General features: G+C 37.7%; 11 protein-coding genes. 10 read left to right on the forward strand and 1 reads right to left on the reverse strand.

Translation table 11 applies throughout. The features are described from left to right. The first annotated feature begins 229 nt into the window (after window positions 1–229). The 3 genes from QNH43_RS11965 (at window position 230) to QNH43_RS11975 (ending at window position 6,978) form a co-directional block, all read left to right on the forward strand. Complete coding sequence (locus QNH43_RS11965) at window positions 230–691, forward strand: DUF3574 domain-containing protein (RefSeq protein ID WP_283918000.1); 462 nt, start codon at window positions 230–232, stop codon at window positions 689–691. Between the two features lie 644 nt (window positions 692–1,335). Continuing rightward, complete coding sequence (locus QNH43_RS11970; protein ID WP_283918001.1) at window positions 1,336–5,415, forward strand: S8 family serine peptidase; 4,080 nt, start codon at window positions 1,336–1,338, stop codon at window positions 5,413–5,415. A 315-nt stretch (window positions 5,416–5,730) separates the two neighbouring features. Then, entirely contained in the window at window positions 5,731–6,978 is a 1,248-nt protein-coding gene (locus QNH43_RS11975) for a helix-turn-helix domain-containing protein (RefSeq protein ID WP_283918002.1), read from the forward strand. A gap of 726 nt (window positions 6,979–7,704) precedes the next feature. Here QNH43_RS11975 and QNH43_RS11980 read toward each other — a convergent pair. Next, window positions 7,705–7,944 (reverse strand): hypothetical protein, encoded by a 240-nt coding sequence (locus QNH43_RS11980; protein ID WP_283918003.1) that lies wholly within the window; start codon window positions 7,942–7,944, stop codon window positions 7,705–7,707. A gap of 209 nt (window positions 7,945–8,153) precedes the next feature. Between QNH43_RS11980 and QNH43_RS11985 the strand changes: the two genes are divergently transcribed. From QNH43_RS11985 to QNH43_RS12015, 7 genes are all read left to right on the forward strand, one after another. Continuing rightward, a complete protein-coding gene (locus tag QNH43_RS11985; RefSeq protein WP_283918004.1) occupies window positions 8,154–8,687 on the forward strand; it encodes a hypothetical protein in 534 nt (177 codons plus the stop codon). 258 nt (window positions 8,688–8,945) lie between these two features. Beyond that, complete coding sequence (locus tag QNH43_RS11990) at window positions 8,946–9,863, forward strand: DoxX-like family protein (protein WP_283918005.1); 918 nt, start codon at window positions 8,946–8,948, stop codon at window positions 9,861–9,863. After that, window positions 9,860–10,471: a DUF4166 domain-containing protein gene (locus tag QNH43_RS11995; protein WP_283918006.1), complete on the forward strand. Its 612-nt coding sequence runs from the start codon at window positions 9,860–9,862 to the stop codon at window positions 10,469–10,471. The genes QNH43_RS11990 and QNH43_RS11995 overlap by 4 nt, the downstream gene beginning before the upstream one ends. After that, a complete protein-coding gene (locus tag QNH43_RS12000) occupies window positions 10,440–11,993 on the forward strand; it encodes a YndJ family protein (RefSeq protein WP_283918007.1) in 1,554 nt (517 codons plus the stop codon). Before QNH43_RS11995 ends, QNH43_RS12000 begins: the two co-directional genes overlap by 32 nt. Window positions 11,994–12,776: 783 nt before the next feature. Further along, complete coding sequence (gene ltrA / locus QNH43_RS12005) at window positions 12,777–14,036, forward strand: group II intron reverse transcriptase/maturase (protein WP_283918008.1); 1,260 nt, start codon at window positions 12,777–12,779, stop codon at window positions 14,034–14,036. 146 nt (window positions 14,037–14,182) lie between these two features. Then, the gene (locus QNH43_RS12010; RefSeq protein WP_283918009.1) at window positions 14,183–14,422 is read left to right on the forward strand and encodes a hypothetical protein; all 240 of its coding nucleotides are present in this window, start codon (window positions 14,183–14,185) and stop codon (window positions 14,420–14,422) included. Window positions 14,423–14,654: 232 nt separating this feature from the next. After that, window positions 14,655–15,857 carry an IS110 family RNA-guided transposase gene (locus QNH43_RS12015; protein WP_283914941.1) on the forward strand — a complete coding sequence of 401 codons (1,203 nt, stop codon included), beginning with the start codon at window positions 14,655–14,657 and terminating at the stop codon, window positions 15,855–15,857. The last annotated feature ends 8 nt before the right edge of the window (window positions 15,858–15,865 follow it).

Consider the following 15,865-nt stretch of genomic DNA (forward strand, 5'->3'; position numbering starts at 1 on the left):
GGATAACATATTTCTTTGTCTACCTATTTTACATAATGTGATGTTTTAGGTACTGAAAAAGGATTTTCAATCGAAGATCCTTTTATGTTGGTTATTGAATTAATGCACTCGTTAGTCACTCACTATAGAAAATGTAAGTAAATATTTCCCATAATTCTGATTATTTCATGTATAATGAACATAGAAAATTCACCATTGTTTTGTCAGCAATACTGTTGAATATGAAGGAGTGGCAATATTGGAAAGGAAAAAAATCTTCTATTGGATAATCCCGATTTTGTTAATTGTCTTTATAGGTAATGCTGTGTACGCTGCAGAACAACAAGAAACTAAAGATAAACAATCTTCTGCATTAAAGGGGCAATTCTACCTTGAAGACGTAGTGAAAATTTATGTACCATCTACATATAATGTTGATCAACCAATTGATAATACTCCATATGTTAACAAGTCGTTGGAGGAATTCTCGAAAATGTTTGGAGGAGCAACAGCCGTCGATGGAACAGGATCATGGCTATCTGATGATAATCAGCTGATTAAAGAGAAAGTAACGATTGTCTATAGCTTTGCAGAAGATTTGGACAAGAAAAAAATTAATAAAGTAGTTAACTATGCTAAATCTCTAAAGGAAGAGATGAAACAATCATCAGTGTCTCTTGAAGTGAATGGGAAGATGTACTTTATTGAATAAATGATGTAAAAAGCCTAGAGATAAAATCTCTAGGCTTCGTCTCTTTGCTTCCTGCGTGCCCAGCAAGCCGTTAATAGCTAGTTGGCGAAAGTCCAACCCAGTAAGTGCCAAGACGCTCGGTAGCTGAAACGCAGCTGGTGAAGAAATCCTAAGGTTGAAGCCCTGTGACAAAGTAACTCTCTTTAAGGGGGGAATACTAGCTAATACAAAGTTATGTGCTTATTCAAGAAAAGGGAGTTGCGTTGGCAGCTCTTAAGGAGCTAACGGGGCAGGTTTGATGAAGAAGATGCTAACGTGGTTTGGCTTTCCTAAATCCTTTGCATCATATTCTGCCGTTCCCGATAGAATTCGATGATGTTTCTCCCTAGCATCGTGAACTCCTCTTTTTAACTCTCTCAATGGAATCTTATTTGATAATGAAAACCCCAATTTATAAAAATGTATTTAAGTCTTTTTTACTAAAATTCGCATGGAGAATGCATTTTTTAGAACATTCAAAAGAAAGATAGGTAGAAAGAAATGTGAAATAACCCCAATAGCAATCCAATAGAAAGGCAATTAATATTATTATATGAATCTTTTGAATTTTTAGAAAGGGGTATTTTTTTCGTGAATCTTCTATTAACTAAGAAAGTAGGGAACTTATGAAAATTCATTCATTCATTAAACGAACAGCGGCGATTACGCTGTCAGCTGGCTTGCTGCTATCATCAGCAAACACGCCTTTCATTCCTTATGCAAATGCAGCGAACATAAAGGCAGAAGATGTCTTGGCTTCGTTGACAAGTGAACAACGAAAAGCGTTAAATAAACTTGAAATGACAGATAATGTCGGATTGCAGGGATTTAAAATGGAAGAGTTAAAAAAGGATAAAGAAATCTCGGTCATCGTCCAGTTTAAATCAAAGCCGGGAAAAGTTGCAGTCTTGGATGCGAATGTAAAAGGAAAGGAGCTTTCTAAAAAACAAGCGGATGATCAAGTAGAAAAGGAACATGCTCAGTTTAATAAAGACATTCAATCGATTCTTCCATCTACTAATCTTAGAAGTAAGAAAACAGGCCATAAAATCACTTCTACCTTTAAAACTGTTTATAACGGGGTAGCTATGAAGCTGCCAGCTAATCAGGTAGAGCAGCTTTTACAATCCGAAGTCGTAAAAGCAGTATATAAAGATGTAGAATTTAAGGTCGATCCGATCGCCATGGGAGAGCAATCAGCCCCTGGTACATCCGTTGAAAGTATTCCATATTTAAAAATTGATCAGTTGCACAATGAAGGTATTACAGGAAAAGGAATCAAAGTTGGGGTTCTTGATACAGGGATTGACTACAACCACCCTGATTTGAAGGATGCCTATAAGGGCGGTTACGATTTAGTTGATCAAGATAATGATCCAATGGAGGCAACGTACAAGGAATGGCAAGCGTCGGGGCAACCAGAATTTAGCTGGTCCGGTTCTTCGTATTATACTTCCCATGGAACACATGTCGCAGGTACCATTGCTGGACAAGGAACGAATGCAGAGGTTTCCGTGAAAGGTGTGGCTCCTGATGTGGATTTATATGCGTATCGTGTTCTTGGACCATATGGCTCAGGATCATCCGAAGGGGTCATTGCAGGTATAGAAAAAGCTGTAAACGATGGCATGGATGTTATCAACCTTTCCCTCGGATCGGACATCAATGATCCTTATGATCCAACCAGTACTGCCATTAACTATGCTGTCCTTAATGATGTAACAGCAGTTGTAGCAGCTGGAAATGCAGGGTCAGATGATTATACATTAGGTTCACCTGGCTCAGCAGCACTTGCTTTGACAGTCGGGGCGAGTGATGTGCCGATGGCGGTTTCTACTTTCAATGGAAAAATCGGAAATAAAGGTTCGATCGAACTTGTTAGTTTGGCACGCCACTATTCAGACCAATTTAAGGAATGGGAAGGAAAATCCTATGAGGTAGTGAATGTCGGTTTAGGAAAGGGCTCTGATTATTCCGGCAAGGATGTAAAAGGGAAAATTGCACTTGTGGAACGCGGAGAATTCGCCTTAGCGGAAAAGGTCAGCAATGCGAAACAAAATGGAGCAGCCGCCGTTCTTCTTTATAACAATGTGGAAGGGCAGATTAATGCAAATCTTGGTGAGTCCGTTGACTTTGTGCCGTCATTTTCTTTAACAAACGAAGCGGGAGAAAGCATTAAAGCACAGATACAAGCAGGTGAAGCGAATTTTACGTTCTCCAAATACGCGGATAAACAGACAGAAGGTGACCACTTAGCGGACTTTAGCTCAAGAGGCCCGGCAAGAGAAACATACGATATGAAGCCAGAAGTGACAGCACCGGGAGTAAGTGTTCTCTCAACAATCCCTTCTTATATGGTGGACGCTGAACATCAAGAAAACTATCAATATGCATATTCAAGATATTCCGGAACATCTATGGCTACTCCTCATACAGCGGGGATTGCAGCACTCATGCTTCAAGCGAATCCGCAATTAGAGCCGGAAGATATTAAAGCCGTTCTAATGAATACGGCAGATCCTCTCAACGGAGACTACAGTGTATTTGAAGTTGGAGCAGGAAGAGTTGATCCATACCAAGCTGTGTATAGTGGAACAAGCTTCAAAATTAACGATAAAACATTTGTGCCAGGTGCTGAGGAATTAATCAAGGTAAAAGAATTGACGGGCGGACTCAGCTTTGATGTTCACTATGCAGATAAAAAGCTAAATCTAAAAAAATCAATCACTATTGAAAATAATGATAAAGTAAACAAGACATTCAGTGTCACTGTAACTGAAACGAATGGTTCAAATAGTTTGAAGGAAAACGGAGTGGAGCTGGATATTCCAAGCAAAATTTCCGTAAATAGTGAAGACTTCAAAAAAGTAACGGCACGTTTGCTTATTCCTAAGAAAGCAAAGGATGGAATGTACGAAGGCAATATTACATTAACAAACAATACGAATTCATCAGAGCAGTATCGTATTCCTTTCAGCTTCCGAACAATGAAAGATGGGTTTAATAAGGTTGGACTACTAAATCCTGCCTATTCCCCAAGTTATTTAAACCAAGTAGGATGGGATCCTATGCGTACTCCATTTGTATTTGCTGATTTTAACCTTCGTGCACCAATGGAAAAAATGGATGTCGTTCTTCAAGATGGCAAAACAGGAAAGGACCTCGGGTTGGTCGGAACAATAAATTTAGAAAACGCTTATGACAATGTAGATTATGGATTAAATGCATTTAATGGAACTTATTATGAGTTTACAGGAAACTCAAAACAGCCCATTTCGGAAGAAGGAAGTTATGTGCAACCGGGACATTACAAGTTGAAATTCATTGGTACAGGTACTTCCGGTAAGGTTACAACTGAAACGCAGCATTTGTTCATCGATCTCGATGCACCGAGCTTCAAAAGTTCACTTGATGGAAAATCTCCATTTATTGAATATAAGCCAGGTCAAGAAACATATCCATTCGAAATTCAAATCACAGATCCAACCGTTGACGAACTAAAGAAATTGGGCGTAAATATCAATCAATCATCGAACTCAATGGTGTTTTACTGGGGTCAATCGGGTTTCCCATCTACGCCAATTCCAATGGATAAAGAAGGAAAGTTTGTTGAAGAAATCGCCATGGATAAATCCATTCCAGCACTTCAATTCCGCATGAATGGACATGATATGGCAGGAAACAAACCAGCTACAAAGCAATATTACTTTGTAAAAGAAGGTACACCTGTCGCGTATGCTATTGGAGAAAAATATGAGGTGAAAACAGGCGATACGGTAAAAGCAACGCTATCATTAGATAACCTTAACGCAGTGTCAAAGGCGGAATGGAATTTCAATGGTGATGGAGGCCATGACGGTGGTTTAGTTAGTATAGAGTTAGTTGATGCCAAGCTTCACAGTGAGTTTTCGGACAAAGCCTCTTTAACGATTAAAGACAATATCGTTACTGTCCAATTTAATGAAGAAAGTAAAGCATTAGAACATGCAAAAGTAGTTGAGGTTACCTTAAAGGTGCAGGATGATCAATATACCCTTGGAGCAGCCATTAATCCGATTGTGAGCGTAACTGATGCTAATAATCAGACAAGCAGTGTGTTAAACTCTGATTTAAGTTGGAAGGTTAACCCTCAATTCTCAATGGCTAGAGGTTATGTCACTCCGCAAGGATTTAAAAATGAAGATGGTACTGTTACAGAGAAAAGGGATTGGAGCAAGGTTGGCGGTACAGTGAAAATCTTTGATTCACAAGGAAATGAGTTCGATGCGACATCAACGGTAGAAGAAAATGGACAATATGTATTCAACAAGCTGCCGTTAAGCACAAATGCCTTCACGATTGAAATGAAAGTCCCAGGCCACTTTGTCACGAAAGAAAAACTAAATTCTGGTATAGGTTTTGAGCACGATGGTGAGTTATACGGTCAAAATCGCTGGATACCTGCCCTTGATATTACAGCAGGTGATGTTAACCAGGACAATGTCATTGATGTTCTAGATGCGATCGAAATTCAAAATGCTTGGAAAACAAAGAAGCGTGCAGCCGATATCACCTTTGATGGAATGGTTGATGCCAAAGATATGAAATATGTTCAAACAAACTATCTCAAGCAAAATGAGCATGTTGAGGATGCCCCAAAACCAAAGAAGAAGTATAAAGGTAAGACATTAGAATCAATTTTAGTTGAGTTGGGAATACAGCCATAAATATTAAAAAACACGATGAAAGCTTAATTTCATCGTGTTTTAACTTTTAAAGAAAGAGATACAATTTTTCTGAAAATATTTTTAAAGAAAGAGAGTATTCCAATAAGGTTGCGTTATTTGGATTTTCTTCAGAATAAAATATTAGATTGAGAATTCGTAAAAAAGGGATACAAGAGTGAATATTGAAAAAGCTAATAAATAGAGGGAGGGTATTAAAGTAGTCTTGCGCTTTTCTTAATTTTACTAGAATATATAGATTATATATTCATTTTTTTCTATATATACTAGATAAAATTACAACCTAGAGGTGAAGCTATGATTGAGGGGAAACTTATCAAGTTTTATCGTGAAAAAGCGGGGTTGACTCAGGGGCAGCTTTGTGAAGGAATTTGTTCGGTTACACATCTTAGTAAGATAGAACGAGAGATAACAGAATACTCAGGGGAAATTACTCACTTATTATCACAAAGATTGAATATTTGTCTTGATGATGAATTTGTGCGGTATCATAATCTTCAACAGAAACTAAAGTTATGGCACAACACGTTCGTTATGCAACAAAGCAAAGAATCAGAAATTTTAAAAGATGAAATCGAAAAAGAAACACTGATTCAATTGCCAGATTTTCAAGTTTTCTATCAATTACTCTCTGCAAGGTATTATTTATCTAATTATCAATTAGAAACAGCATTATTAATTATTCAAAACCTGCAAAAAAATGAATCATCTTTTTCTCCGCAAGACCGCAATATGTTAAAACATGTTCTAGGTATGTATTATTTTTACAACGGACAGTATCGAGATTGTATTCAAATTTTAACATCAATTGATCAAAGTCAATATAATCAATTTGAATATTATTACCATTTGGCACTAGCCTATCATCTTATTCATTCTAATATAATATCGTATTATTATGCAGAGAAAGTTCTTGACTATTTTCAAAAAACGTTAAATGTCATCCGAATAATTGATACAGAGACGATCATGTTATTACAATTAAATGCAAAGGAGCTTCATGATTTTGAAGAGACGAAAGAACGTTACGAACAATTAATACGTACCTGTGATACCATTAATGAAATAGACCGTAAATCAAAGCTCCTTAATAATCTTGCATTTGAACTTTACAGAAGAAAAAAATACAAAGAAGCATCCGAACTGTACAAAGAAGCCATGAAACTAATGGATGAAAAGGTTCCTCATTATTTAACTGCATTAGATGGTTATATTAATACTTGTTATAAAGGAAAACTACTTTCTTTCGAGATTTTACTGGAATTAGCACATAAAGGCCTAAGAATAGCAAAATCTACAAAATCGTATAACTGGATTTTTTTTGAATTACACCTTTATCAGCTTAATCATGAAGAAGACGATTACTATCATTTTATTGAGACTACAGCCCTTCCTTTTTTCAAAAATATGGGTTTCACCATGTTTATTGAACACTACGAAAAAAAACTCTTCCACTTCTATAACCGAATTGGTGCCGTTCAAAAAGCATTGGACCTTGCCACCTCTTACATACAAGGCAGAAAGAGCTACTATGATCATGAATAAGTCTTAATAATAAAAGATAATCTATGCAGATGTTAATGCTGCATAGATTGGATTGAAGCTGATAGTCAGCGTGAAAAAATAGTCAATCAAAGAAGAATAAAAATAGGAAAAGTAATTAAAAGTTTACTTGAAAACCCACCTATCCAATCCAAAATTTTTTCGAAATTTGAAAAAGAAGAAATTCAGTCTCTATGAACGAAAACATTACTGGATAAAGATGCAGAAGTCTACAAAATAACTATAACAGGTGAAGAAACACTTGAGCTTTGGTTTGATAAAGCCACTGATGTGTTAGTATGAGAGATACAGATTATTGATGGTAAAACTTACGAAGAAGGGAAAACTAATTTAACTAAAAACAATAGATAAGAAATCTAATTTGGAACTGTTTAAAATCGAAGCGCCTAAAGAGGCAAATATAATTGATCATACAAAAAAGTAAGCTAGGAAAAATCCTAGCTTACTTTTTAATTTATTTTACTGCAAATGTTAGATAATGCTTTCTTATTATGCTTTTCTACCTATAACGAGACATTCTGGGATTATCATAAGTTAAAAGTAATCGGAACTCCAAATTTTAAAATACTATGATGGGCAAAGATATAATGCTATTGGTGAATTAAATAGTTTAGAAAATTACACATGCCATCCAACCGATTGTTTTAACAGATAGCTTTTACATTTCTGAGGATTACCAGAAAGTGATTGGACTTCTTATTCTACGATTTAGTGTTGCATGATTGGTTCTCTTAGTAGTTTCTCAGCTTCAATAATACGCGAACCCTTGTCATAGAGGTAGACAAGTGAGATACCCCTTCTTAATGCTGTTTGTTCCATTAATCTAATTTCATGATACATAGCATCAGACAAGATTCCTTTTTCTATGTTCTTATTTATTTCAAAATAAAACCCCGCCAACAATTCTAACGGTAATTTATCGTAAAGGGAACTTTTTTCTTTCTCCATAAAGTACCTCCTCATTCAACTTACAAAGAATTAACATACATTGAAAGATTTTTTTTGTAATAAAGACATAATGATGGAGCTTGAGAAAAGCTTTCAAGCTAGGAAAACCCTGAATATGACTGATTTGGCCGAATACAGGGTTTTGTATTTGAAAAAAGTAGCAACGAACCACTTAACATTGATTTTTCTTCTATGTACTGTTCCCGGTATTGGCCCCACCAACGCCAGATACTATGACGGCCACGCATGCCATCCAACCTATTATCATCATAAAAGAAAGCGCTTACATTGTCAAGGGTTATATTGGGAAATATACTGAAGGCATAAATGATTTTTGGATGTACAGAGAAAGAAATAACAGTGTAATCGATAGTATTGTTATACATGATAATTTGATTCAATACATTATGGACTCATTGGAATGGATTCCAAGTAAAAACCCATCATTGCAAGGAACTCCAAGTGGCAGGGGTATTAACTATCATGGAGAAACCCTTTTTGATATTCACTCTTCTGAAACTTTAATAAGTATTTTTTCGTCATGGAAGAGTCTAATTAAAAATGCACCTGATAAATTTGAACTCACTGGAGAATTCGTTTACAGCGAAGCTGACAATCAGGAGGGGGACTATAAAAAATCAGTCTTCAACCGAGATGAAGTAATTACACAATTTGAAAAAATAATTTTAATGTCAGAAGCTTTAGCTAAAGGTGAATTTTATCTGTACCATTTTGGAATATGATTGGTATAAAAAACTATTCAACTAACAGGTGCTTTACTGTAATGCAGAGGTTGCTACGGCAGCCTTTTTCTAATGGAACTAAAGGGGCAGGATAGTTGAAGAGTGCTGTTTGACCTTTGTTCTACAATTGGGCCAGATAATTGCGCAATAAAATAAGTTATTAGAGTGTCTTTAAACTCTATCATTCTTACAGCGATTTCATAAATTCTAACTTTGTGTATTGAAACTTATGTTACTTTATTAATGGAGGTGACATTTATGAAAAACAAACCAATCTATGTGGAAATTCCAATTCAGGCAACTATAGACGAAGTATGGAGTATGACCCAAAAGCCTGAACTACATGAACAATGGGATTTGCGTTTTTCTTCTATTACCTATTTACCGAAAAAATCAGAAGATGATCCGCAATCCTTTTTATATGAAACGAAATTGGGACGTTGTGTTAAAGTCGCTGGCTGGGGTAAAAGTATCGGTACGCATAATAAGAAGGATGGTTCAAAAACATCTTCTCTTCACTTTGGTACCGATCAAAAAATTTCGCCAATTTGTGAAGGGAAAGGATATTGGCAATATATAACGACAGATAACGGAACCACATTTCTTACCCAATATGATTATGATGTACGTTATGGTTTATTTGGACGGCTTTTAGACCTCTTTTTTCGGCCAATCATGGGGTGGGCAACAGCTCTAAGTTTTGATGTGCTAAAACGCTGGATTGAAAAGGGGGAATCGCCACGATCACAGTATATACGTTTCATTATTAACGCTATAGTAACAATGCTCTTTTTCTTTGTTTGGTTTTATCACGGGCTAATACCGAAGATGATTGCCAAACATCCTGAGGAAGTATCGATGCTATCTAGTTTAACTTCCTTGGAGAGGACTGCTGCAGTAAAGGGTGTAGGAATAATAGGCGTTCTCGAGATTTTATTTGCAGTGGTTTGGCTTCTTTATCGTAAAAAAAGACATTTACTTATTCTGCAGATTATTGTTTTTCCAGTATTAACTATCAGTGCCTTAATCGCTAGTCCTTCATTCTCATCGCATCCGTTTAACCCTATTACATTTAATGCTAGTCTGTGGGTCCTTTCCATTATTAGCTTCTTACTAGCATCTGATTTGCCATCGGCAACAAGTTGCAAGCGTACGAGAAAGGATGAATCATATTGACAATCTACCAAGACCTCTTAGGTGAGGATTTTCGAAGACTTCATCCCAAGCTACAAGAGCGTTATGCCCTACCAATTGGTAAACCGTTTAATGGGGTCGGAACGATGTCAAAGATTGAAACGGGGGCTTGCTGGCTAAAACCCTTTTTAAAATTAGCAACACGCTGGAAATTTCTTTTTCCCGAAAACGGGAAGGATGTGCCGTTTTCAATCAAAAATACCTGTAGATCAATGCCGACAGGTGAGGCAGAAATACATTGGGAGCGTACTTTTTATTTTGAAGGGATTACTCGGCATTTTAATGCGTTTATGACGGTTGATACGAAACGTAGAGTTGTGAAGGATTATTTAGGGGAGCCGAGCTTATTTTATTCGGATTTAAAATTTGCGGTGACATCTGAAGGGCGCATTCACATTCGCTCTGGTCCTCAACGTATCGTTATAGGTAACCTAGAGTTTCCAATTCTTCGGTTATTAGAAGGAGTTGTGACCGTTGAGGAAGGGTACGATGATGCCCGAGAAGTATTTACGATTCAAGTCGATATACGAAACCGAATCCTAGGAAGGTTGATGGCTTATGAAGGCGAATTTAAGGTGCAGACTCTTTAGTTCAATCACCATTGCAGGTGTGTTCTTTTTCATAGCAAGCAGCATTTTGACATCTGAACCCTATTTGTTAATGCTGACAGCTGCACAGTTGATTTTTGTGCCACTTATGCTCCAGCTACTATTTGAAATAAAGAGGAAACATATTATTTTCAATTGGATTGCTATGCTCTCCATCTTTTTATTGCAAGTTGTCCCATCAAGTACAGGACAGATGGTACTCGCTTTTATTTATGTGATTTTAACCTTTTTTGTGGCGTGTTATGGGCTAAAGCGATTTTTACAGCGTGGTTTTACAAACTGGGCAGAAATATCAATTGATATCGGGATGATGTATTTATTTGTAGGCGGACTATGGTTCTTCGCTTATATTACGGGAATTGATACTGGTTTTAGTCCACTAATCACTTGGTTAACAGCTATTCATTTTCATTACTCTGCCTTTTTATTGCCCATATCTCTAGGGTTTTTTGGACGCTTACAAGTTTCAATATGGTATCGACTAATTGTGCCAATTATTTTAGCAGGTCCCATGCTCGTCGCCATTGGCATTTCATTTTCGCCGTTACTAGAATTCATCTCTGTGTTACTGTACATATTTGCCATTTACACCTTAATCGTACTGGCATACCTAACACGTTTCCTTTCACACTTGCAGACGATATTGATAAGACTATCATTCAGTGCACTAGGCATCACAATATTATTTTCATTGCTTTATGCGACAAATAATTCGTTTGGGCTTTGGTTTGTTAGTATTGATTTTATGCTAAAATTTCATGGCTTATTTAACTGTTTAATTTTTGGCATGTTAGGCGTACTCGGTTGGGTACTTGTGCCTCCTAAAACGAAGCAAGATGTCTGGAATTTCCCAGTGAGCCAAATTCGAGGTACGTTAAAAGGAGCAGGCAAGCAACATCCAGGACTAGTGGATGAACTAAGTGATTTTGTTGATATTAAAACTTTACCAAAAACAATCGTCCATTTTTATGAGAATACAGATCAGTATCGGTTATTTGCTTCTGTAAAATGGGCAACTTGGTTTAAACCGTTTGCGGTGTGCTATAAATTGATAAGTACAAAACTACAGCAATTGAACTTGCCCATCTCAAGTAAACGTACTGAAATGACATATAAAATACGTACTGTTGATCAAACGCTTGATGGGAGGAAAAATCCACGCGCATGGATTCGCCAGGTGAAGGAAAATACCGTATTTGTGGCCATTTATTCTCAGCATGAAACGGAGGGCAGGACGTATATGAATATAGCACTACCTCTTCCCTATTCGTCAATGATTGGTATTTTACAGCTTGACGCTATCGATGGCACTCTTATTCTTTCGAGCGAGGGAGAAAGTGACTCTGGTATTTATTTAGCAGCAGGCAAAACGCTGTTCAAGCTTCCATTATCCGAGCACTTTTTTATTAATGAAACAATTGCAGGATTACTCACAGCACATCACAAAATGCGAATCTTTGGCATTCATTTCTTACATATTGATTACACCATTAATCAAAAATGATGGTGTAGGTTATTGAAGGGTATTAATGCTTATTTGGAGGGATTTAAGGAAGGGAAATTCATAATTAGATAAATTGGAGGATAATAGTTTTTTCTAATTATTTATACAAGAATTGATACGACAATAATAGTGATTCCATTTAAGGGAGCGTTTCTTTAATAGGAATCGTATTTCTTAATGAACTAGCGGGTGCGTTATCTGAAGGTCGGGGCTGTCTTTAAGGCAGCTTTTTCGTGCGCCCGGCATGGGTGCAATCTATAGGGTGAAAGTCCCGAACCATGAAGGCAGTAGTAGTGGTTAGCTTAATGCAAGGGTGTCCACGGTGACGTGGAATCTGAAGGAAGCAAGCGGCAAACCTCCGGTCTGAGGAACACGAACTTCATATTAGGCTAGGTATCATTGGATGAGTTTGCGAAACAAAACAAAGTCCTTACTGCCGAAGGTGGTACAGAGTAAATGAAGCAGATAGATGGAGGGAAAGATTGCACTCTTACCCGGGGAGGTCTGATGACAGCCAAGTACACTTGGTAACCTGTCCAGTGATGGACAGCTGAATCATCAGAAGTCAGCAGAGGTCATAGTACTTGTCTACTCGAGAAGATAAGGAAGGACCGAACAGATTAAGGAGGATGAATACTGGGCGTTCGTTATCTGCGAAGAAGCAAACAATTCCTAACGGAACTTATTTGAGGGAAGAAGTGGTGAATACACGGGGAACTTCAAAAGGGCGGAGCAGATAAAGGCACAAATAGACCATTTATCCACGTAGAAAGGATATCAACGATGTTAATGGAACAGATACTAGAGAGGGAAAACTTAATACAGGCATTGAAGCGTGTAGAAAGAAATAAGGGAAGCCATGGTGTAGATGGAATGCCGGTTCAAAACCTGAGACCGCACCTCGCAACCGAATGGTACAACATGAAAACTGCCCTTTTACAGGGTACCTATCAACCGCAGCCCGTCCGTCGTATCGAAATCCCGAAACCAAACGGCGGAGTTCGGCTATTGGGTATTCCAACCGTTCTAGACCGTTTCATTCAACAAGCCATTGCCCAAATATTGACCAAGATATATGACTCAACCTTTTCGGAGAATAGCTATGGGTTTCGCCCTAACAAACAAGGGCACCAGGCGGTTCGAAAGGCAAAGTCCTATATAACCGAAGGTTATACATGGGTAGTGGATATGGACTTGGAGAAGTTCTTCGATAAAGTGAATCATGACAAGCTCATGGGAATGTTAGAGCGGAAAATTGAAGATAAACGAGTTCTCAAACTGATTCGTAAATTCCTTCAAGCAGGCATTATGATAGGCGGACTTTTTCATAAAAGTGAGGAGGGAACTCCGCAAGGAGGTCCGTTAAGTCCTATATTATCTAATATCATGTTAGACGATTTAGATAAAGAACTAGAGAAACGTAATCTTCGATTCGTAAGGTATGCGGATGACAGTACTATCTTTGTGAAGACACGAAAAGCCGCTAAACGTGCAATGGGAAATATCTCAAACTTCATTGAAAATAATCTGAAGCTAAAGGTCAACTACGAGAAGTCGAAGTATGATCGCCCTTGGAACAGAACGTTTCTCGGTTTTAGTTTCACGAAGTCAAAGAACCCGAAGGTTCTACTGGCTAAACAAACGGTGAAGAGAGTAAAGAAACGAATCAGGGAAATGACCTCGAGGAAATCACCGATACCCATGAAACTCCGAATAAATAAGTTAAAGCAATACCTTAGAGGTTGGATGGGGTATTTCGCCCTCATTGATACTCCGAACGTATTGAAGAATTTAGATTCATGGATTCGAAGAAGACTCAGGATGTGCCTATGGAAACAATGGAAATTACCAAGAACGAGGGTGAGGAAACTCAAAGGATTAGGCGTCCCACTTGGAAAAGCATATGAATGGGGAAATAGCAGAAAGGGTTATTGGCGCATAGCGCATAGTCCTATTCTAGACAAAATCCTTAATAATGTTTATTGGCTCCACCAAGGGTTAGTAAATCTATATGAACGATATACAAAACTAAGTCAGACTTAAACTGAACCGCCGTATACCGAACGGTACGTACGGTGGTGTGAGAGGTCGGAGGCTAGGCGCCTCCTCCTACTCGATTAATGCAACTATAGGGGCAGAATAGTTAAATAAGATATTAAAAAAATTATTTAATAACCTAGGGAGAATTTATGAAAATAATGACTATTGGCATAATATTGGTTGTTGTTGGATGTAGTATTTTAGGGTGGCTAATTAAAGAAGCCTACAAAAATAATAAGGATGAAAGTACAAAAAATAAGATTCTCTATTTATTTTGGGTAATATTAGGTGTCTTACTAGATACAAGTGGATTAATCATTATCTATGGTCTTATTTTATTAGGAGTTCTTTTAATAGTCTATCAACTAACGGGTGCGTTCGTATTATAAGGTTAGCCAGTTTTTACTGGTTGACCTTTTTTAAATAGAATCTATTATATCAGTAGCCAGGGTAGGACGTACGGGTGCGTGGGACTTGATCCCGTGAACTAAACTGTCCGGCCCCCTACTTGTAGAAACATGTTTGAGGCTGGTTGGGACGTAGATCTCGTATAACAAGCGAAGCTATGACACTGCATGGAGGACTAGGGGTACTGGTTAGTAAGTAGAGGAGGAAAAAACAATGAATCCAGTTGTTGGTCTGGATGTGGCAAAAGGAGAGAGCCAAGTACAGGCATTTTTAGACCAATCTAAACCGTATGGGAAGAGCTTTTCAATGAAGCATACCAAGGAGGAATTGGATCAATTTTTAGACTTTCTAAAAGAAGTTGAAGAGGTGGCAGGGCAGATGCCTATGGTCATTTTAGAATCTACAGGGCATTACCATTCTCCCGTTATTCAATACTTGGAGGAACAAGGGATTCTATATATCTTACTAAATCCGATTATTTCTTATCAGGCAAAGAAGTCCAGTTTACGGAAGGTAAAAACAGACGCTATCGATGCGTACCAGTTGTGTGTGCTGTATTACAAGGAGGATTTTGAACCTCATAAAATTAGAGGAATTCAGCTTTTAGACCTTCGTAATTTGTCCAGACAACAGGAAATCGTAACGAATATGTATGTGGAGGCTAAACTTCAGTTTCACACCATTTTAGATCAAGTGTTTCCTGAATACCGGAAGGTTTTTGGGGATCTATATTCGAAGGTTTCTTTATTGATGTTAAAGGAATATCCTACTTCAGAGGCGGTATTAACGGCCGGAGAAAGTAGACTAGCAGAGAGTGTAATAGAGTTCTGTCCTAGCAGATCGGGTGAATGGGCGTGGGAAAAAGCAAAAAAAATAATGAATTCCGCATCTCGAAATCCATTTCAAAAAAACGTGTATGAAAGTCACGTAATCAATCTTCGTATGTATATTGAGTTGCTTTTTCATTACCAGGGACACCTTTCTGATTTGGAAGATCGTATAGTGGCCCTGGCAAATGAAATGGAAGAATATAAGATCATCCAATCGATTCCCGGTATCGGAGAAAAAATCGCAGCCACGATTATCTCAGAAATTGGTGAAATCGATCGGTTTAATCATCCGAAAAAACTGGTTGCCTTCGCTGGAGTGGATCCAAGTGTTCACTCATCGGGTAAGTTTACGGCAACCATTAATCGTATTACCAAAAGGGGTTCGAGCAGACTACGTCACTCTCTGTATCTTGCCGTACTATGCGGCATAAGAAGTTCAAGGAACAAAAAGCTTAAAGCCTTCTATGATAAGAAAAAATCAGAAGGAAAACCTGCCAAAGTGTCAATCGTTGCCTGTATAAATAAGTTACTTCATTGGATTTATGCTATATTAAGCAGAAAAGAAACGTTCCTAGATTTAGCCTAATTAACGGT

It is taken from the genome of Peribacillus simplex (genome assembly GCF_030123325.1).
Lineage (GTDB): Bacteria > Bacillota > Bacilli > Bacillales > DSM-1321 > Peribacillus > Peribacillus simplex_D.